Origin of the sequence: Paenibacillus sp. FSL R10-2199 (assembly GCF_038000235.1) — a bacterium.
Classification (GTDB): Bacteria; Bacillota; Bacilli; order Paenibacillales; family Paenibacillaceae; genus Paenibacillus_AQ; species Paenibacillus_AQ phytohabitans.
Genome location: NZ_JBBOBO010000002.1, coordinates 743,725 through 764,742, shown reverse-complemented (window position 1 = coordinate 764,742; position 21,018 = coordinate 743,725). Strand labels below are relative to the sequence as shown.

Annotated in this window: 13 protein-coding genes and 1 pseudogene; 12 read left to right on the top strand and 2 right to left on the bottom strand. The window is 54.8% G+C overall.

The features are described 5' to 3' along the window. The first annotated feature begins 156 nt into the window (after positions 1-156). The 3 genes and pseudogenes from ascB to NYE33_RS31210 form a co-directional block, all read left to right on the top strand. A complete protein-coding gene (gene ascB, locus NYE33_RS31220; RefSeq protein ID WP_341069186.1) occupies positions 157-1,611 on the top strand; it encodes a 6-phospho-beta-glucosidase in 1,455 nt (484 codons plus the stop codon). 427 nt (positions 1,612-2,038) lie between these two features. Next, positions 2,039-3,298 carry a tyrosine--tRNA ligase gene (tyrS, locus tag NYE33_RS31215; protein WP_341070070.1) on the top strand — a complete coding sequence of 420 codons (1,260 nt, stop codon included), beginning with the start codon at positions 2,039-2,041 and terminating at the stop codon, positions 3,296-3,298. 213 nt (positions 3,299-3,511) lie between these two features. Then, positions 3,512-3,643 (top strand): annotated as a pseudogene (locus tag NYE33_RS31210) (ABC transporter permease subunit); the annotation flags it as partial. A 1,055-nt stretch (positions 3,644-4,698) separates the two neighbouring features. Here NYE33_RS31210 and NYE33_RS31205 read toward each other — a convergent pair. Beyond that, complete coding sequence (locus NYE33_RS31205) at positions 4,699-4,884, bottom strand: hypothetical protein (protein ID WP_341069185.1); 186 nt, start codon at positions 4,882-4,884, stop codon at positions 4,699-4,701. Between the two features lie 306 nt (positions 4,885-5,190). On the opposite strand from NYE33_RS31205, the gene NYE33_RS31200 reads away from it, so the two are divergent. Both NYE33_RS31200 and NYE33_RS31195 read left to right on the top strand, forming a co-directional pair. Further along, a complete protein-coding gene (locus NYE33_RS31200) occupies positions 5,191-6,222 on the top strand; it encodes an FIST signal transduction protein (protein ID WP_042134940.1) in 1,032 nt (343 codons plus the stop codon). Positions 6,223-6,239: 17 nt separating this feature from the next. Further along, complete coding sequence (locus NYE33_RS31195) at positions 6,240-7,355, top strand: methyl-accepting chemotaxis protein (protein ID WP_340988403.1); 1,116 nt, start codon at positions 6,240-6,242, stop codon at positions 7,353-7,355. Positions 7,356-7,855: 500 nt separating this feature from the next. Here the strand turns inward: NYE33_RS31195 and NYE33_RS31190 are convergent, their stop codons facing one another. Beyond that, positions 7,856-9,844 (bottom strand): beta-galactosidase, encoded by a 1,989-nt coding sequence (locus NYE33_RS31190; RefSeq protein WP_341069181.1) that lies wholly within the window; start codon positions 9,842-9,844, stop codon positions 7,856-7,858. Positions 9,845-10,088: 244 nt separating this feature from the next. Here NYE33_RS31190 and NYE33_RS31185 point away from each other — a divergent pair, with 244 nt between their 5' ends. The 7 genes from NYE33_RS31185 (at position 10,089) to NYE33_RS31155 (ending at position 20,930) form a co-directional block, all read left to right on the top strand. Then, positions 10,089-11,057, top strand: coding sequence for an ABC transporter permease (locus NYE33_RS31185; protein WP_039306775.1), 969 nt, complete (start codon positions 10,089-10,091; stop codon positions 11,055-11,057). Between the two features lie 16 nt (positions 11,058-11,073). Then, positions 11,074-11,958, top strand: coding sequence for a carbohydrate ABC transporter permease (locus tag NYE33_RS31180; protein WP_039306771.1), 885 nt, complete (start codon positions 11,074-11,076; stop codon positions 11,956-11,958). A gap of 34 nt (positions 11,959-11,992) precedes the next feature. Then, entirely contained in the window at positions 11,993-13,600 is a 1,608-nt protein-coding gene (locus tag NYE33_RS31175) for an extracellular solute-binding protein (protein ID WP_042134944.1), read from the top strand. Between the two features lie 89 nt (positions 13,601-13,689). Beyond that, positions 13,690-16,056 carry a helix-turn-helix domain-containing protein gene (locus NYE33_RS31170; RefSeq protein WP_042134946.1) on the top strand — a complete coding sequence of 789 codons (2,367 nt, stop codon included), beginning with the start codon at positions 13,690-13,692 and terminating at the stop codon, positions 16,054-16,056. A gap of 119 nt (positions 16,057-16,175) precedes the next feature. Next, complete coding sequence (locus tag NYE33_RS31165; RefSeq protein ID WP_341069178.1) at positions 16,176-18,860, top strand: exo-rhamnogalacturonan lyase family protein; 2,685 nt, start codon at positions 16,176-16,178, stop codon at positions 18,858-18,860. Next, a complete protein-coding gene (locus tag NYE33_RS31160; RefSeq protein WP_341069176.1) occupies positions 18,857-19,552 on the top strand; it encodes a DUF1961 family protein in 696 nt (231 codons plus the stop codon). The genes NYE33_RS31165 and NYE33_RS31160 overlap by 4 nt, the downstream gene beginning before the upstream one ends. A gap of 577 nt (positions 19,553-20,129) precedes the next feature. Beyond that, a complete protein-coding gene (locus tag NYE33_RS31155; RefSeq protein ID WP_336103396.1) occupies positions 20,130-20,930 on the top strand; it encodes a polysaccharide deacetylase family protein in 801 nt (266 codons plus the stop codon). Positions 20,931-21,018: the final 88 nt, after the last annotated feature.

The window sequence follows — 21,018 nt, the reverse complement described above, 5'->3', positions numbered from 1 at the left end:
TTGGAACTGTAGGAGCGATAGCGTCCGCCTTTGTCTCCGGATGTTATCCGCTAATAGCGGTACAATTCAGAACATCTGGAGACAACAGCGGCCGAAAGTCCAAACTTTCCCGCAGTTACGGCCTGCCTTTTATAACGAACAATAGGAGATGACAAAATGACCACTTTTCCACATGGATTCCTATGGGGCGGAGCAATCGCCGCTAACCAGGCAGAGGGCGCTTTTGACGCAGACGGTAAAGGATTGTCCACGGCAGATATGGTGCCATACTACAAGAAAAAAGATTACACCAACCTCAAAGAGCTGATGCACGTCACCAGTGAAACGATCGAGCGCGGAATGCAGCATGCCTCAGCGGAAGGCTACCCGAAACGGTATGGGATTGATTTCTATCACCGGTTCAAAGAGGATATCGCCTTGTTCGGCGAGCTGGGCTTCAAAGTGTTCCGCATGTCGATCAACTGGTCACGGATTTTCCCGAATGGGGATGATGCCGAGCCTAACGAGAAGGGCCTGCAATTCTACGATGATATGTTCGACGAGATGCGTAAATATGGCATTGAGCCGCTGGTTACCCTCTCCCACTATGAGATACCGATGTCGCTGGTGCTGAATTACGGGGGCTGGAGGAACCGCGCGGTGATTGCGTTTTATGAGAAATATGCTGAGACTGTCATGACCAGATACCGCGACAAAGTGAAATATTGGCTGACGTTCAATGAGATCAATACTACCATCATCGAGCCGTTTACCGGCGGCGGGGTAGTAGAGGATACGGTGGATAACATCCGCGAGGCGTCCTATCAGGCGCTGCATCATCAATTCGTCGCCAGCAGCCTCGCGACCCGCAAAGGGCGGGAGATTAATCCGGAATTCCGCATCGGCTGCATGCTCGCGCGTATGATCCATTATCCGGCGACCAGTGATCCGGAGGATGTGCTGCAGGCCCAGATCGATAATCAGCTCAACCTGATGCATACCGATGTGCAGGCGCGGGGAAGCTATCCTCCGTTCATGAAGCGTTATTTTGCCGACAATCATATTCAGCTTGTGACTGAACATGGCGATGAGCAGCTGCTGCGTGAGAACACGGTGGACTTCATTTCCTTCAGCTACTATACGTCGCTTATTTCCACAGTTACTCCTGAGAAATATGGTGTTACCGGCGGCAATCTGTTCAGCACCGTGAAGAATCCGAACCTGAAGATTACCGAATGGGGCTGGCAGCTGGACCCGATTGGCCTGCGGATTGTGCTCAAAGAGCTGTACGACCGTTACCAGCTCCCGCTGTTTGTGGTGGAGAACGGGCTGGGTGCAAAGGATAAGGTCGAAGAGGATGGTTCCATCCAGGATGATTATCGGATCGATTATTTGCGCAAGCATATTACCCAGGTCAAGGAAGCGGTTCTGGACGGAGTCGAAGTCATGGGCTACACCGCCTGGGGGGCGATTGATATTATCAGCGCGTCGACTTCGGAGATGTCCAAGCGTTACGGCGTGATCTATGTGGACCAGGACGATGACGGAAACGGAACGCTTGACCGGAAGAAGAAGAAGAGCTTCTACTGGTACCAGAAGGCAATTGCCAGCAATGGAGCGGATTTGGAGTAGGCCGTTCCTGGCTGGCGCTGCCTCTGCATTGACAACAATTTTAGAAGCGGCTATACTTTCTGTAATCTTATAGTTGGTATACGTTGAACGAGCCAGTAGCAGACTTGTCCCTGTTCCCAGAAAGCCGGGGGTTGATGGAACCCGGTATATACAATGGACTGCGAATTACACCTCGGGAGTATCTTGGGTAATGCCAAGCGGAGCTAAGCGAACGATAACTCGCGGAAGAGTGGTACGGACATGTTTGAATGATGATGTCTGTGCAATTTGGGTGGTAACACGGTTAATGATAATCGTCCCTGTGTCTGAATAGACAAGGGGCGATTTTTTGTTGCCCAAATTCGGGAATTGCAGAGTTACCCGGTAAGCCGGCTGTTTATCAATGCATACCAATTACACACAAAACAAACCAAAGGGGCTGTACATGTTGAACATTATCGACGAGTTGCTGTGGCGCGACGCCATTAATCAGCAGACAGATGCGGACGGACTGCGCGAATTAACAGAGAGTAAGGCTGTATCGCTGTACTGCGGCGTGGACCCTACAGGCAACACTATGCATATCGGCCACCTGATTCCTTTTATGATGCTTAGACGCTTCCAACTGGCAGGACACCGTCCGGTCATTCTGATCGGCGGGGCTACCGGAACGATCGGTGATCCGAGCGGACGCCAGAGTGAGCGCTCCCTGCAGACGCTGGAGCAGGTACAGGAGAATGTAGATGCGCTGACGGCCCAGATGAAGAAGCTGTTCATTACTGAAGGCGACAATCAGGTGCGGATGGTTAACAACTACGACTGGACCAAGGACATGAACGTCATCGAATTCCTGCGCGACATCGGCAAGAACTTCAGCATCAATACGATGCTGGCTAAGGACGTAGTCTCCAGCCGCCTGGACAGCGGAATCTCGTTCACCGAGTTCTCCTACCAGATCCTGCAGTCAATGGATTACCTGCATCTATACCAGCATGAGGATGTGCAGCTGCAGATCGGCGGTTCGGACCAGTGGGGCAATATCACCAGCGGCCTGGATCTGATCCGTAAAAAAGAAGGCAACGAAGCCAAAGCCTTCGGCCTGACCATCCCGCTGATGCTCAAGGCAGACGGTACCAAGTTCGGCAAATCCGCCGGCGGCGCCATCTGGCTGGATCCGAAGCAGACCACACCTTACGAGTTCTACCAGTTCTGGGCGAACACCGATGACCGCGACGTGGTGAAATACCTGAAATACTTCACCTTCCTGAGCAAGGAGGAAATTGAGGCGCTTGCCGAGAAGGTGGCGACGGAGCCGCATAAACGCGAGGCCCAAAAAACACTTGCCGAGGAAATGACCCGCTTCGTCCACAGCGAAGAGCTGCTGGAGCAGGCTAAACGCATCAGCGCAGCGCTGTTCAGCGGGGATATCAGCTCCCTGACTGCCGATGAAATCGAAGAAGGCTTCAAGGAAATGCCGACCTTCACCGCCACTAAGGAGTCGAAGAACATTGTCGACTGGCTGGTCGACCTGGGCATCGAGCCATCCAAACGCCAGGCGCGTGAGGATATTACCAAAGGTGCAATCTCCATTAACGGCGAACGTGTCAACGAGCTGGAGACAGAGATTACCGCTGAGCTTGCCATCGGCGGCAAATTCATCATCGTCCGCAAAGGCAAGAAAAACTACAGCCTGGTGAAATTGGGCTAAGCCCTAGCTGCTGGCTGGGAAGTCCTTAGGTAAACAGGTAAATAGGTAAAAAGGTAAAAAGGTAAATAGGTAAAAAGGTAAATAGGTAAATAGGTAAATCATAAGAGGCTATCCCGCTGTGTCAGCAATGACGGGGATAGCCTCTTTTTTGTAAGGTGATTTATTTGTTTTAGGGTGCCTGCAAAGTACCTGAGTTGTCAGCGTGATAGGGAGTATGAAGTGGCGAGTATGGACGGGGCGGGCAAATGGAAGCAGATCCGCAACATCACACTGCCAGGGATCAGCCCGACCATCGTCATCATGCTGATTCTCGCTATGGGACGGGTGATGGAGGTAGGGTTCGACAGTAGTCAAACAGTAGTCAGCGTGGCAGGGAGGAGGTAACTAGTAGTCAGTGCGGTAGTGGGCAAGTAATTAGTGGTCAGCGTGGTAAGGAGGAGGTAACCAGTAGTCAGGGTGGTAGTGAGTGAGGTGATCAATTATCAGCGTGGTAGGGAGCGAGGTAGTCAGCGAGCAAAAGCCCCGCTCTTGTGGGGATAATTGGTTGGACTCGCCGGGCGGACAGTGCCTGCTGGACGAGAATCCTGCACAAAATACAACATTTTCTTCCTATGTCTGCCTCAAATTGAGAATTGTTGTATGAAATGCAACATTTCCTTTCTTTCCGGCGGCTTAGCCTGACAATTGTTGTATTTCATACAACAATCTCCTCAAACTCCTTGGAAACTAGGGGGCAGAGTTGTAATACGTACAACATTTCTGCCTGGACAAGGCTGTAAAGTGTAATCTTTGCTCAAAAACTCATTCGCTGCCGGGCAGAACGCTCGGAATAACGCTCAGCACGCCCCCAGCACTCAGCACACACAAAACGCCCAACACACACAACGCCCAGCACACACAACGCTCAGCACGCACCCAGCACTCAGCACACACAAAACGCCCAACACACAAAACGCCCAGCACACACAACGCTCAGCACGCACCCAGCACTCAGCACACACAAAACGCCCAACACACACAACGCCCAACACACACAACGCCCAGCACCCACCCAGCACCTACCCAGCACTCACCCAGCACCCATCCCGCACTCACCCAGCATACCCAGCACCCATCCCGCACTCACTCAGCGTACCCAGCACCTACCCATCACACCCTAGCACACCCAGAACAACCCCATATTCCCCGCAGCAGCCGGAAGCCCGGCACCGAATGACTATCGGTTTGCTTGAGAAATCAGGTGCCTACTGCGGCGCTGCTGGAATCTACATCTTTTTGTCATTGATAATCATTATCACATGATCTATTGTTAGAGATAGAATCGAGAAGTGACGGTACTAAAATAATCGGCTTAGTCAGGTGTAATCAGGTGTAATCGGCGTAATCAGATGTAATCAGGTTTAATCCTCAAGCAGCGCCAGCTCGTCTTCGAGTTTGGCAATTTTCTCGCGGACGGCCTCTGCCCGGGCTTCGTCTTGCGCCTTTACTGCCACCGCCAATTCTTCTGCAGCTAATTCGATCTGGTATTCCAGATAGGTGTAGTCCGATGCGGCAGCAGGGTGACTGGAACGCTGTGAATAAGTCATGGTCCCACACTTCCTTTCTATTAGTATTGTGATGCCCGGCTATGGGCATCGTATCCATCGTATCCATCGTTCAATCGTATCTACAGTATGTTCATGATACAGCCTTTCTGTGAGCGGCTCAACCTTAGTCACCCGTGAAAGCAGTATTTTTGCGCCGGAAATAAGGCTTTGCCGATGGAATTGCGACATTATTCACAGACAGTAGGCCCGGTTCTGGTTTTACCATAAGAAGTATTGAAAATTAAAGCTTAATTTTTCAGTAACGTTTGCAGGGAGAGATCCCGCGAAGGAAGGTTGATATACATAATGAAAGCTTTATCTTTTAACACACCGGGCGAAGCCAGGCGGTATCTGGAACAACTCGATAGCAGCAGAGGCTTGGTGCTGTTCGCTTCCGCTGCGGCAGTCAGCGAATTGTCCCGGTATGCACCCTCCCGGGCGGTATTGTGCTCGACCAAAGGCGAATATACCCCGCAGGGCTACCGCAGCGGCGTAGTCACAGGGTTCGAATACGAATCAGGGATAGCCGATATTGTGGAGATCCTGCATCCGCCCGTGCTTAGCGGCAATATACTACGTGCCTCATATCACAAAGTCCAAGGCAACGCTAATGCCTTTCTGCTGCTGCTATGTGACGGTACAGGCGCGATGGAGGAGACGCTCCTCTCCTCGCTGTTTTTCATTGCCCCGGAATTCAAGATTATCGGGGGAAGTGCAGCGGATGATGAGCATGGAGAGACTTATATTTACATAGGAAGCCGCCGGGTGCGGAACCTGGGAATTTTTTTCAATATGCCGGGCCGTACCGCACTGGTTAAAGAGAATATTTATGTTCCCACCGGGACAACGCTGCTGGTGACAGAAGCCGATGTGTTCGGCAGAACGGTGTATTCCTTCAACGGACGTCCTGCTGCGGAAGAATACGCGCGCGTGCTTGGTATCCCGGAGGCGGACCTGGAAGAGCATTTCCTGAGCAGCCCGCTGGGCAAAAGATACGAAGACGATCTGATCATCGCCTCACCGATGACAATTAACCCGGATGGCTCTGTCACGTTTTACAGCCAGGTTATGTCTAGTACTTATGTGGAGGTGCTGAGCGCGGCAGATCCGCTTGCTGTGCTGGAGGAGACGCTGGGCGGGAGCCCGTACAAGCCATCCTTTGTGCTCAACATTAACTGTACGCTGCGGGATCAGCTCTTCATCCGGGACGGTTTGTGGGCGGATTTCGACAGAACGATGCTCGGATTCTGCGGCAACACTACAGGTTTCATCAGCTACGGAGAGCAATATTATAAAAAGCATGCCAACCAGACCATGATTCTGCTGCTGGTTGAATAAGGGAGAGTAGATTGATTATGCAGTGGATAACCAGATTACGCACTTCATGGGGCAAAAGCACCTCTGCCGGAGGTGTTCAAAGTCATAATACACTAGCCGTTCTTGAAAAAACGGACAGCTCCGGACCATCAGCCGGGACGCTAAAGACAGCTGGAACAGCGGCAAATGCTCCTGAGCCTCCAGAGAATACTGGCGGGACAGCTGACGATGCCCCCGCTTCGGCCACTGAATCCTATGGGATGCACGCCTATACCCTGGCCGGACAGATCCGCCGCGAAACTGACGAGATTCTCAAGGAAGAGGCACAGCTGGTAGAGGAGTTTGCGGCTTTACGGGCGGGCAGCGGTGAGCTGATCAGCCAGATCGGCGGGACCCAGCAGCTGCTGGAGCATCTGAAGACCAACAGCGGGCAGACCGAAGATCTCATCAATGAAATGTATGGCAGCCTCTCTTTTTCCTCCAATAAAATTGAATTCGCCAAAGAGTCCAATATCCAGATCTCGGCTGAAATGCAGAAGGCTTCGGCGGTATTTACTGAATTTGTCACCTTGAATGAGGACCTGCGGGGGCATTTCCGGAGCATCGAGCAGCTGGCGAAGATCATTACGGATATTGCTGAGCAGACGAATCTGTTGTCGCTGAATGCAGCGATCGAGGCGGCGCGGGCCGGAGAGCACGGACGGGGCTTCTCGGTGGTTGCCACAGAAATCCGCAAGCTGGCCGACAGCACGCGCAGTCATGTGAAGGAGATCATGGGCTCCCTTTCGGGGATGACCCAGGTGATGGAGCAGCTACACAGCAAGTCCGGTGACGGGACAACAGCGATGACAGAGACGAATGCGAAGATCAGCCAGTCCACGGTATATATGAACGAGATCGTGGAGGCGGAGGAAGAGGTGTTCCAGCATCTGGAGAAGATTCAGGAGTCGCAGGAGAGCAGCATGGAGGATGTGGAGCAGATCAATGGCGATCTCCTGCGCATTCTGGAGAAATCGGGACAGGATGCAGGGCAGTTCCAGAAGATGGTGCTTACCGTCCAGAAAAAAGCCGATCACTATCAGCAGCTGCTTAATCATCTGCACCAGATAGAGCAGCTGCAGCAGCTTGATGAAGCACAGAAGATGGGCGTATAAGCAGAAGCAGGTATCCGATAAAAAAGACTACAACCTGCAGAGGGAATGCTGTGGTGTAGTCTTTCGTATGATTAGGTCAGCCAGAACCTTCTGGCTGGCCTTTTTGGTTATCAGGCAGAGGATTGCGAAGATAAGGTACAGTGTGCTGGAGCAAGTGGTCGTCAGCAGAGTGAAGTGGACTGAAAAGCGCTTATTTCCCGGAAAACCCTAATATTGAGGCCGAAGCGGACTGAGAATCACCTATCCTGTTCATTCGTGCCCAAAATGATGGCCAGCTGGCCCATTAACGGAATCTGAGTCCGCTTATCCCGCAATTCAGCCTGATGGGCCCGATTAGCGGATTGTGAGTCCGCCAGAGCAGCTGATGTGCGATTAGGGCCTGGGCCTGAGGAGGCTGAGGAGGCTGAGGAGTGGCAGTAAACTCTGTTGCTTACTGCCGGTCTCAGATAGGAGCAGCTCCAGCCCGGATGAATTCTCCCCCGCCCGCTTGGCGCCCTTGCCTACAACGCAATAAGTCTGTAGCCGTAAGCACCGACCATCAGCGGACCGGCTGGCACGTGCTCATCGCTCAGCACATCCTGTCCGCCCCGCGGCAGGGTTACACTGCCTCCGAGTCCGTCCATGTTCACGATCGTCCATAGTTCACCGGACGCTCCGTGTCTTGGACAGACGACCGTCCCCGCGGTGACATCGCTCCGCAGAGTCACACCGGCCCGGGCTGCATAATGATCGATCAGCGCGCACAGCAGCTTGTCCCCCGCTTCTCCGGAGGGCAGGGAGCCGAGCATTACGATGGCTCCTCGGCCATAGGGCTGCTCGGTCAGGAAGGCCAGGCCCGGCGTCCGGCCTGCCGTGATCCTGCCGGTCACGGTTGCACCGCCCGGCAGCGGCTCGAAGACCGCGCTCCACAGGGACAGCGGTGCGGAGAGGCCGAAGGCCTCGCCAATGCTGCCCGTTCCCTCCATCGGGTAGACATATCTGGTGTTTACCCCGGCGATGCGCTCCAACCCGCCCAGTGCAGCATCGGTATGCAGGGTATGGTCGGCTGTGCGGCCTCCGCTCAGCGGACCGGCGATCCAGATGCCGCCAGCCTCTGCAAAGCTGAGAGCCTTCTGCATATATTCCGGTGACAGATAATGCACAAAAGGGGTGAACAGCAGCTTGTAGCCGCTAAGCTCTCCGCCTTCGGGCAGCAGGTCACGGTGTATGCCCATATCGAGTACCCGCTTGTAGTAGTCCCCCAGCAGGGAGCGGTAGCTTAGCTTCCGGTGCGGCTCCGTCGCCAGGTACGCCTTGGTCCGGTCCGAGTAGGTAATTGCGACCTCGGCCTGCACCGGCCGGGTAGCCAGCAGGTGCGGCTCGATCAGCAGACGCGCTGCGGAGGCTTCCCGCACATTGTCATAGCCGAGCGCAGGCTGCCCCCAGGCGCTGATGATGGAGCTGTGCGTCTGCTCGCTGCCGGTGCGCTGCTGCCGCCACAGCCAATAGCAGAAGGCTCCTGCCCCCAACGCATAGGCAGACACAGCCTCAGCGGTGAGATAGCCGTCCGGATGGGGTTCGCCGTAGCTCATGAGCGAACCGGCATAGGCCGGGCTGGTCTCCAGCAGCCAGAAATCCCGTCCGGGCTTGATATTACGCCAGAGATCACAGTTCAGCAGATAGGCGTGCTTATTGGTCTGGGAGGCATAGGTGTCGTACGAGGCGAAATCGAGCTCCCGGAACAGCTGTTCATTGTCCACGTGGAAAGCGACGCTGCTGTTATGGGTTATGGGAGCTGGCGAATAGCGGCGGAGAACCGCTGCCTGCTCAGCCGCGAATCCGGCGGTTGTCTCCATCTGAAACAGGCGGTACAGGGTTACAAGAGATGAGTTATGCAGGAAGGGAGTAGCCACCGGCTGCGGCACCTGATCAAATTGCTGATAGGTCTGGCTCCAGACTCCCGTTCCCCAGGCTTCATTCAGCTTCCCGATATTGCCGTAGCGGCTCTTCAGCCACTCATGCCATAGTGACTTGCAGGTCCCGCACATGCATTCTGACACATGTGCCTTGAGTTCATTATCGAGCTGCCAGGCGACCAGACCCGGCAGCTGCCCCAGCTCTTTTGCCAGCTGTTCGGTGATTATCGCAGCCCGCTGCCGGAAATAAGGGTGATTCGTGCAGACATGCTGCCTGGACCCATGGCCCATAACCGCCCCGTCCGCCCTGATGACCAGGCGTTCCGGGTGCCCGTGTGTCAGCCAGACCGGCGGAGTGGCCGTCGGGGTGCACATTATGGTGTCGATGCCGTAGGCATGCAGCTGCCGGATATGCTCAGCGAAGGGCCGGATATCAATGGAGCCTTCCTCCGGCTCCAGCTCCGACCAGATGAACTCACCCATCCGGACGAGATTGATGCCGGTTTCCTTCATAAGCTGAAGGTCATGCTTCCGTTCAGCTTCCCCCCAGAGCTCGGGGTACCATGCAGCGCCGTAATATAGCTTATGATTCACTTGCTTTACCTCCCGGGGAGCCCATTATGAGCGTTTTGGTCTCCCGGCATCATAGTTGCCCCCCGTGCAGCAGGCAATAGTAAAGTTTTGCCGGCTTTGCACTTTATTGTAGCGGAGCGGATCAGGGCAGGACAGGCCCCTGTCCAAAAAGTCCGATTGCCGGAAAAATCTGCTGAAACCATAATAGGAAGCGCAGCCAAGGCACGGCAACGCAAGGCTGCTTATCTATGTGGAGGTGAATGTAATGAAGCAAGGAGCGGCAATAGGGACAGCAGATATACATGCTGCTGCAACCTACCGCAGCAGGCGGGAGCTGCGCTTCAGACGTCTGAAGCGGGACAAATGGCTCTACATCCTGCTGACCCCGGGACTCCTGTATTTTCTCGTATTTAAATATGTACCCATGTGGGGAGTGCTGCTCGCGTTTAAAGATTATCAGCCCTTTCTGGGCTTCTGGAAAAGCGATTGGGTCGGTCTTGAGCATTTCCGCACGTTTTTCCAGAATCCTGACTTCTTCATGCTGCTGCGCAATACACTCGTGTTGTCGCTGTATAATCTGGTGTTCTTTTTTCCGGCCCCGATCATACTTGCCCTGCTGCTGAATGAAGTCCGGCTGTCCTTCTATAAAAGGACGATTCAGACGATGATTTATGTACCGCATTTCATATCCATGGTCATCGTCGCCAGTATATCGTATGTATTCCTGACTACACAGGGCGGTGCTGTCAACGAATTCCTGTACTCCGTGACCGGGAGCAAGATCGATTTCCTGGCCAGCCCCGACTGGTTCCGCCCGCTGATCATCCTGCAGACCATCTGGAAGGAATGCGGCTGGGGGACGATTATCTTCCTGGCGGCGCTGGCCGGTGTTGATGTTGAGCAATATGAAGCAGCCGTAGTGGACGGGGCCAGCCGCTGGCGCCAGACCTGGCATATTACGCTGCCGGCGATCCGCAGCACCATTGTCATTCTGCTGATTCTGCGGATGGGAACCATTCTGGATAATGGGTTTGAGCAGATTTATCTGATGATGAATGCGCTGAACCGTGAGGTGGCCGAGGTGTTTGATACCTACGTATATGCACTAGGGATCACACAGGGGGCGTTCAGCTACAGCACCGCAGTCGGACTGTTCAAATCGGTGATAGGGGTTGTACTGGTGCTCGGCACCAACTGGCTCGCCAAGAAATCGGGCGAATCGGGACTTTATTGAAAGGGAGGCTGTGTGCGTGGCTAAACATTATAAGAGCCCCGGAGAGATTACGTTTGACGTATTTAATTATTTTGTATTGGGAGTTATCGGAATTGCCGCAATCCTGCCGTTTCTGTTCGTGGTCTCCGGTTCATTCGCAACCGAGGCGGAAATTACGAAACGCGCTGTCTTTCTGATTCCGACTACGATCTCGTTTGATGCCTACCGGTTCATTTTCTCCACGGATACCATTGTAAGAAGTATCGGGGTATCGCTGTATGTGACGGTGATCGGTACGGCGGTCAATCTGTTTTTCACAGTAACCATGGCGTATCCGATGGCCAAACGTTATCTGATGGGCCGCAATGTAATCCTCAATCTGGTTATTTTCACCATGCTGTTCGGGGGCGGGATGATTCCCACCTATCTGGTGATCCGCGAGCTGCAGCTGCTGGATACGCTGAATGCGTTAATTCTTCCGGGTGCGATCAGCGCCTTCAATCTGATTATCGTCAAAAACTTCTTCCAGGAGCTTCCGGTCGAGATTGAGGAGGCGGCCCGCATCGACGGCTGTACCGAGCTGGGGCTGCTGTGGAAAATCGTACTGCCGCTCTCCAAGCCCGTGCTGGCGACGTTCACTCTCTTTTATGCGGTCGGGCATTGGAATAACTTCTTCTCGGCGCTGCTCTACATTAATGATCCGTCCAAGTGGCCGCTGCAGGTGATGCTGCGCCAGATCGTTATGCTGTCCCAGTCGGCAGCTGGTGATCTCAGCTCGATGGACCCGAATTTCGTACAGCCGCCTGAGCAGTCGATCAAAATGGCAGTTATCGTGGTCGGCACACTGCCGATTATGTGCGTCTATCCGTTTCTGCAAAAACACTTTGCCAAAGGGGTGATGCTCGGTTCGGTTAAAGGGTAAAAGGGTATGCCAACATACAAAGGGAGGCTAAGTAATGAAGATTGCGCGTAAAGAAGGTTCCATACATTTGAAACGATGGTTGTTTATGTTACTAGCTGCTATTATGATTTTAAGTGTATTCACCGGCTGTGCCGGCAATAAGGAGAATAATGCTGCAGGGCAGAAGGAATCTGCCTCAAGTGAAGGAAATGCGCCTGGCGGAGCTGAAGCTGCAGAACCGCTGGATCTGACGCTGATGCTGCCGATTTTCAAAACGAATTATCCGAAGGACGGCAGTCCGGTTGCCGCTAAGCTCGAGGAGCTGACGAACACCAAGATCCATTTCGAATGGGTACCGAACGCTTCCTATACCGACAAATTTAATATCACGCTGGCTTCCGGCAAGCTGCCTGACATTATCTATGTGGGCGATGTCAAAGCCTCAAGTTTCGTGAATGCGGCAAGATCGGGCGCTTTCTGGGAGGTAGGTCCGTACCTGAAGGATTATCCGAATCTGAGCGGAGCGAAGGAAGTTATTCTGAGCAACTCAGCCATCGACGGCAAGAACTATGGAATCTACAGAGGACGGGCGCTGGGCCGCAACGGCGTGGTTTTCCGGAAGGACTGGCTGGAGAAGCTGGGGCTTGAAGCTCCGCAGACCGTGGATGATTTCTACAATATGCTAAAAGCGTTCAAAGAACAGGACCCTGACGGCAACGGTCAGGCGGATACCTACGGCATGGTGCTGGTGAAGTGGACCGGCGGATGGGCCAGCGGCTTCGATACAATCAAGCTGTGGTTCGGTTCCCCGAACAAATGGGGCGTACAGGATGGCAAGCTGGTTCCTGAGCATGAATATCCGCAGTACTTGGAAGCGCTTAAGTTTATGAAAAAGCTGTATGATGAGCAGCTGATCAACTCCGACTTCGCGGTGATGGACAGCTCCAAGTGGAATGATCCGGTGGTCAACAACAAGGCCGGTGTCATTGTCGATGTGGTGGACAACGGGGCACGGCTCGATGACAAGATTCATGCTGCACTCCAGAAGGAAGGCACGGATGAGCCTGACCGTCATTATATGGATGTCATCGGCGGTGTGACAGGAACGGACGGAGCACTGCATACCCTTCCGACTTCCGGTTTCTCCGGCATGCTGGCTATACCGAAGTCGTCGGTCAAGACTGAAGCAGAGCTGAAGCAGGTGCTGACCTTCCTGGACCGGCTCAACGAAGAGGATCTGCAGACGATGCTGAACTACGGAATTGAAGGTGTCCATTATAATCTGGTGGACGGATATATTGAACGCTCAGGCGATACGGTTCTGCTGGAATCGGAAGTGGAAGGTCTCAACCAGATGCTGCCGTTCATTCCGGAGGACAAGGCGAAGCTGGTGAAGCAGACTGCCCTGCGGCTGAAGCAGACAGAGGTACAGAAGGCTAATGAAGCGACGATTGTGACCAATCCTGCCGAAGCGCTGATCTCTGCAGTATATACGCAAAAAGGCTCGCAGCTGGATAATGTAATCAATGATGCGCGCATCAAGTTCATTGTCGGCCAGATTGACGAAGCAGGCTTGAAGTCGGCTTTTGAGGTATGGCGGAAGACAGGCGGGGACGAGCTTGTGAATGAAATGAACGAACTGTACTCGAAGACGGGCAAGTAAGTCCGGCACTGCTCCAGGCACCAGCCGGTTTATACCCGTTATAGCCGTAAGGCTGCAACTCTAAACTATGGATTCGGCTGGTGAATGATATGGAGAATGGAACGGCAGGGGAACGAAAGGGATATACAGGGGGGCGTACCGGCCGGAAGGGCCGGTATTACCGCAATAATCTCATTATTGTGCTGATCGTTTCGTCTATCCCCGGCCTGATCATCGGGTCTCTGGTGTACTTTATGGCAGGGGGCAATCTGGAGAAGGAGCTGCTGGGTATGCATAACCGCCAGATCGAGCAGCGTGCGGACAACATTAATGACCAGCTGTCCAATCTGGAGCTGATGCTGGCCCACTGGGCGTTCGAGCCGAAGTTCGACTACAGCCTGAGCAACATGGATTTCACCCTGAATCATGAACGGGCCTGGGATATTACCAAAACCCTGGTGGTTATGCAGGGCTCGAATTCGATGGCGCGGCAGGTGGAGCTGTACCTGGCAGGCGATCAGCCGGTACTGTTCGGCACGGAATACGGGACACTGGCGCCCGAAGAAGATGCAGTGTACGGGAAGCTGCTGGAGCAGGAGCGCAGTACCTACTGGACGGAATGGGCGTTTGATCCGGCCAAGCCGGAGCAGAAGGAGCTGACACTGGTGCATCATATTCCCGGCGGAAGCCTGGAGCCCTTCGGGGCACTGCTGCTGCGGATGGACACAGAGAAGGTATCCGCGATGCTGCGGACCATGACCCCGTACAACACGGGGGAAGTATTCATGCAGCAAAAGTCCGGGGGCCTGTTCATCTCCGGGAACGGGATCGATGCAGCCACACCGTTTGTTACTGCGCTGCAGAAGGCGATAGCAGACAGAGGCAGTAAAGACAGCACATCGTTCCTGTATGACTGGGACGGAGTTACTTTCGCGGTGACCTACGGCGATTTCTCCCGGATTGCGAATGAATGGATGTATGTGTCGGCTTCTCCGATATCCAGTGTGACTTCACCGGTGGTGGGGTTATCCCGGATGATCATCCTGGTCAGCTTGTGCGCGCTGCTGCTTGCGGCAGTCCTCTCCTGGATTGCTTCCCGCAAAATCTACTCGCCTGTCCGCCGCCTGCTGCAGACGCTGCTTCCCGAGCATGCGGCCTCCGGGGGCCGGGTGGACGAGATGACGCTGATTGAGCGGCACTGGCAGAATCTTCACGGGCAGCGGCATGCCCTCCAATACACGCTTTCGGAGCAGCTTCCGCATGTGCAGCAGAGCTTTCTGCATCAATTGTTCCAGGGTTATCTGTATGCTTATTCCGAACAGGATCTGCTGAGCCGGATGAAGCAGTACAAGTGGGAAGTGGACAATTGCGTTTTTGTGGTGCTGTATATTCAGCTTACAGGAATCTCCAGCCTGGAGGCCAAGTTCCGCAGCGGTGACGAGAGCCTGGTGTCCTTCGCGGCGGTGAACATTATCGGCGAACTGGCGGCTGAGCATTTCGGGCGGGCCGAGACCGTTAATCTGCATGACCTTACGTCGGGCATTCTGCTGATTGAGCAGGGAAGCGGCCCGGAGCCGGAGCGGGTTCAGGCTTTCGGTGAAGAACTGGCAGCCACGATCAACCGGATGCTTAAGCTGCAGGCAACTGTAGCGTACAGTGCAGAGGTGAACAGCATCTCCGGCATTCCGCGCTCGTTCGAAGCGGCGAAGCAGGCAGCCAGTCACCGCAGATATGGAGGCGGGAACCAGGTGATCAGCCTGGAGCAGCTGGAACGGGAAGGGCAAGGCACGCAGCTGCCGCAGTATTCGTTCGCGCTGGAGCGCGGCCTGATTCAGGCGCTGCGTACCGGCGAAGCGGAAGAGGCGGACCGGCTGCTGGAGGAGTTCCTGAAGACGCTGTCCGAGGGCGGCGCGAAGGTCATTGACGTGCAGCAGGGAATGCTGCATCTGCTCGGCGCGATCCTGCATGCGGTGCTTGAGGCAGGGATTGCCCCGAATCAGCTGTTCAAGGGCAAGAACCTGTATGCAAGCCTGTCACAGATTCATGAGCCGGGCCTGATCCTCTCGTGGTTCCGCGGGCATGTGGTGGCCCCCTTCCTGAAGGAGCTGTGCGAACGTTCTGACGCCGGCATCCGGCGGACGGTTGAACAGGCCATGCTGTACATTCAGCAGCATTATATGGACAATATTTCGCTGGACAGCTGTGCGGATTATACGGGAACCAGCCCTTTTCTGCTCAGCAAGTCCTTTAAACGGGTAACCGGAATTAATTTTATTGATTATTTAACAGAGCTGCGGCTGGACAAAGCCAAGGAGCTGCTGCGCGATACGGATCTGAAAATGAACGATGTCGCCCAGCAGGTCGGCTATCAGCAGAGCTATTTTAACCGGATATTCAAAAAACAGGAGGACATCACTCCGACACGCTACCGTGAACTGAGCCGGCATGAAGGGGAGAAGGAGAACGGAATCAGGTGAGACAGGTACCAAAGGGCTTCTCATTTGCCGTACACGAATAAGCAGCTTTCTCCGGCTCGGATCATTAGTCTCTGTGATCGGTGATGTCACATAAGGAGATGACCGTTTTGTCCTCAGCCATGCCAATACAATTACGCTGGTTGAATCAGCCAGCTGCTGCTGCGGGGGTTACCTGGGGCGTACCCTGGTCCAAGGGAGAACTGAAGCGCGGGGACCTGTCCGCCCTATGTCTTAACGGGACGGGGGAAGGTTCCAGTCTGCCGCTGCAGAGCCGCCCTGCTGCCTATTGGCCGGACGGCAGCATCAAGTGGTCGTTTCATTCGGCCGTATGCCCCGACGGGAGTACGGAGGGTTATACGCTGGAGCGGTCTGCAGTGCCGGGGGATATGCCGGCAGCCCTGCAGGTGTCCGTTCAAGAAACAGAAGAAGCCTATTTTATCGATACCGGCACCATCCTGTGTACCGTGGGCAAGCGGGGGGCGGGACCAGTCTCCCGGATTATCCGCCGGGCTCCGGAGGAATCCGGAGGCTCCGGCAGCGATCATGGATATTCCGGAGCTGCGGAGGCTGGCGCAGAGCAGCTCCTGTGCAGCGGAAGTGAGCTGGTCTGCCTCCGCGAGCAGCGCGATACGCTCAGCGGTGAGCTAACACTGCGGCAGGAACGCTTTACAGGCGTGACCCGCAGGGCAAGCCTGGAAGAAGCCGGACCGCTGCGTGCTGTGGTTCGGCTGGAAGGCAGGCATAGAAGTGTGAGGGGAGCCAGAGAATGGCTTCCTTATACTTTGCGGCTATACTTCTATGCCGGGCTGGATTCCATCCGGCTGGTGCATACCTTTTATTATGACGGCAATCCGCAGCAGGATTTCATTAAGGGGCTGGGCATCGTGTTCAAGGTGCCGCTAAGCGGTCCGTTGTACAATCGCCATGTCCGGCTGGGTGGCAGTGAAGGAATCTTCAGCGAGTCGCCCAAGACGCTTCATACCCGCAGGACCAAAGGCAAATACGCTGTCATGTTCGCCGGGCAGCTGGAAGGAAAGCTCCAGCAGTTTGACCCGGGGGAGGATGCTTATTTCACGGGACTGCTTCAGGATTCTGCAGTATGGGACAGCTTCAAGCTCGTTCAGGATTCGTCCGAGCATTATGTAATCCATAAGCGGACAGGGGCGGGCTGCACCTGGATTAAGGGGGCAGATGGCCGGCGGGCAGGAGGGCTAAGCTATGTCGGCTCGGAATGCGGCGGTCTGGCCGCCGGAGTGAAGAACTTCTGGCGAAAGCACCCGTCCGGGCTGGAGATTACCGGAACCTCCGGCAGTGAAGCAGCGTTAACGGTCTGGTTCTGGTCGCCGGAGGTTCCGGCCATGGACCTGCGCCACTACGATACGAAGACGCATGTGGAGTCCTCCTACGAAGGCGCGGATGAACTGCGTGCTACGCCGTATGGTATTGCGGGCACGAACGAGCTGACCTTGTGGTGCACCGCGGAAACGCCGGGAACTGCACAGCTGCTGCAGATGCAGCAGGAAGCGGATGAACCGGCGCTGCTGGTCTGCGCTCCGGAGTATTACCACCGCAGCCGGGCGTTCGGCCTGTGGAGCCTGCCGGACCGGAGCACACCGGTCAAGGCCTGCCTGGAGGACCGGCTGGACGGCATCCTCTCCTTTTACCAGTCGGAGATCGGGCAGCGGAAATGGTACGGCTTCTGGGATTATGGCGACTTCATGCACAGCTATGATCCGGTCCGCCATGTCTGGAATTACGATCTGGGCGGCTGCGCCTGGCAGAATGCCGAGCTGGTGCCGAATATGTGGCTGTGGCTCAGCTTCCTGCGGACCGGGCGTGCAGATCTATTCCGCATGGCGGAAGCGATGACCCGGCACACCAGCGAGGTGGATGTTTATCATTTCGGGGAATATGCGGGCCTTGGCTCACGGCATAATGTCGTGCACTGGGGCTGCGGCTGCAAGGAAGCACGGATAGCTATGGCCGGACTGCACCGCTACTACTATTATCTGACCGGCGATGAGCGGACCGGCGACATCATGGACAGTGTGAAGGATGCGGATTATACCACGGTGACGCTGGACCCGATGCGGGCTTATTTTCCGAAGGATGAATTTCCGACCCATGTGCGGGTAGGCCCGGATTGGGCGGCGTTTAGCTCCAACTGGATGACCCGCTGGGAACGGTATGAAGATACGGCCTACCGCGACAAAATCATAACGGGAATCAACTGCATCAAAGCGGCCAATCTGCGGCTGATCTCCGGTCCAACCTATGGCTACGACCCTAAGACGGGAATTCTGAGCGCTATGGGTGATGACAACTGGGGACGGCATCTGGCGATCAGCATGGGCGGGCCGCAGGTATGGTTCGAGCTGGCGATGATGCTGGAGGACCCGGAGTGGGAGGATATGCTCGCGGAATTCGGCGTGTTCTACAACCTGCCTCAGGAAGAGAAGGATGTCATTACCGGAGGAGCGATTACAGGCAGGCTGCGGTTTGAGCATCCGGTGCTGAGTGTGGCTATTGCCGCCTATGGCGCATGGTACAAGGATGACCGGGCTACTGCTGAACGCTGCTGGAACATCCTGCTGGAGAATCCGTTCGGAGCCGTTGACCTTCAGGCAGAGCAGACGCAGGTTACTTATCTGGAACCGATCAATGAGATCGGTTGGATGAATACGAATGAAGCTTCGCAGTGGTCGCTGAACACGATCATTGCCCTGGAGCTGATTGCTGAAGCTCTTCCGGAGCGGGGAGCAGGAGCAGAGGCGGATGCCGGAAAGGCGGTGGCGGCTGAGTGACTGCGCAGCAGGACTTGACGCTGATTCCGGAAGGCTGGCGGGAGATCTACCGCAATACTCTGGAAGGACCCGGGCATATGGAAGGTTTCCGGATGGAAGGCGACGGCATAGCCACCTTTCCGCAGGGACGTTTAAGGCTGGAGAGTAAACGGGATGCAAAAGAGGGGCAGCAGGCGAATGTGGTCTTCTGGTGCCCGGAGGTTTGTCCGGCGGAGCTTGCGGTATCGTGGAAGTTCCGCCCGCTGCGGGAACCGGGACTGGCTATTCTGTTCTTCGCTGCTGCCGGCGCCGGGGGCAAGGATCTGTTTGATCCGTCCCTGCCGGTCCGCACGGGGGAGTATGACCAGTACCATCATGGGGAGATGAATGCTTTCCATATCTCCTATTTCCGCCGGATGTGGGAAGAAGAGCGGTCCTTTCACACCTGTAATCTGCGCAAAAGCTACGGCTTCCACCTTGTCGCGCAAGGCGCTGATCCGTTGCCGGATGTTGCGGATATGACCGGAGCCTACCGCATGCTGGCCGTGAAGCAGGGTCCTGCGGTGACCTTTGCCGTGGACGGATTGCCGCTGCTGCACTGGGTGGATGACGGTTCGTCCTTCGGCCCGCTGTTGGCAGGCGGCAGAATCGGCTTCCGGCAAATGGCACCGCTGATTGCAGAGTATAGTGATCTGGTTGTCTATGCTCCTTGATTGCCCGGAGGAACGAAAAGAAAAAAAGAGGCGATAGATAGGGGGAATTTCGCACTGCAGGAGGATTGAACCGGTAATCTTTCGTATTAGCACCGGGTTCCTTGCTTGAAATGCTGACTTTCTGTGACGCTGCCTTAGGGCCTAAGCTTTAACTGTATTTTGTGCAACTAAAGCGATCGATTATTGCACTGCGAGAGCTTTAATTGTATTTCATGCAGTTAAAAGTACACATATTTGGAAAAGAAGACGCTTCGCCATTTTTAATTGTACAGAATACAGTTAACCCGGCAAAACCCGTGTTTTGCCGTCTTTTAAGTGCAGGAAATACAACTATATAGAGTGAGCTTAAGAATCTGACTTGCTTCATGGACGAAGTCCTTGCTCCGCAAGGGGGGGGCGTCCATCAACTGGCCATCATTCTATAACTGCTATCTGCTCCTCATTATTACACTCAACAGACCTGCTAGCGCAAGGTTCTGCAGAGGAAGTCTTTTACAAGTTCAAGCCATATAGTTCAGATCCTAAGTGTGTCTTATATAGATCATTCATTCTCATATGCAAAGGAGGCTTAACCGTAATGTCCGGAGTGTATTACTGCTATCCGCAAGGCCGGCATAAGGCGCTGACGATGAGCTATGACGACGGCAGACGGGCAGATGAACGGCTGGTCAGCCTGTTCAACATGCACGGAATCAAGGGTAGCTTTCACCTGAATTCGGGACTGCTTGGAGAAGGCGACCGCATTCGGGCAGAGGAAGTCGCCGCCTTGTACCGCGGTCATGAAGTCAGCGCGCATACGCGGAGCCATCCGACCATGGCACGCTGCCCGCAGGAGTATATTGTTGAGGAGATTATGGAGGACCGCAAAGTATTGGAAGGGCTAATCCGCCAGCCGGTCCGCGGAATGTCTTATCCGAACGGGTCCTATACGGCGGAGATCAAGGGGCTGCTGCCCCATCTGGGCATCGAATATGCCCGTACTGTCCAGAGCAGCGGCGGGTTCGACCTCCCGGAGGACTGGCTGGAGTGGCAGGCCACCTGTCACCATAACCGGGATTTGCTTGCCCTCGGCGAGACTTTTATAGGACTGCATAAGCGCCAGTATCTCTATCTGATGTATGTGTGGGGCCATAGCTACGAATTCGACAATGATAACAATTGGGAGCTGATGGAGCGCTTCTGTGCCATGGCCGGCGGCCGGGACGACATCTGGTATGTGACCAACCTCGAGCTGGTTCATTATATGAAGGCCTGCCGGGGTCTGGTTTTTTCTGCCGCACGGGATTTTGTATACAATCCGGGAGCTGCTGCCGTCTGGCTGGAGGTTGCCGGAACTGTGGTCGGGGTGCCTGGAGGACAGACTGTGGAGTTAGGCTGATTACAGGACTGGGATAGAGATAAGGAGGAATTACTGTGAAAAAAACGAATCAATCGCTGCATCGGCTGGCCGGAATCGATATTTCAGC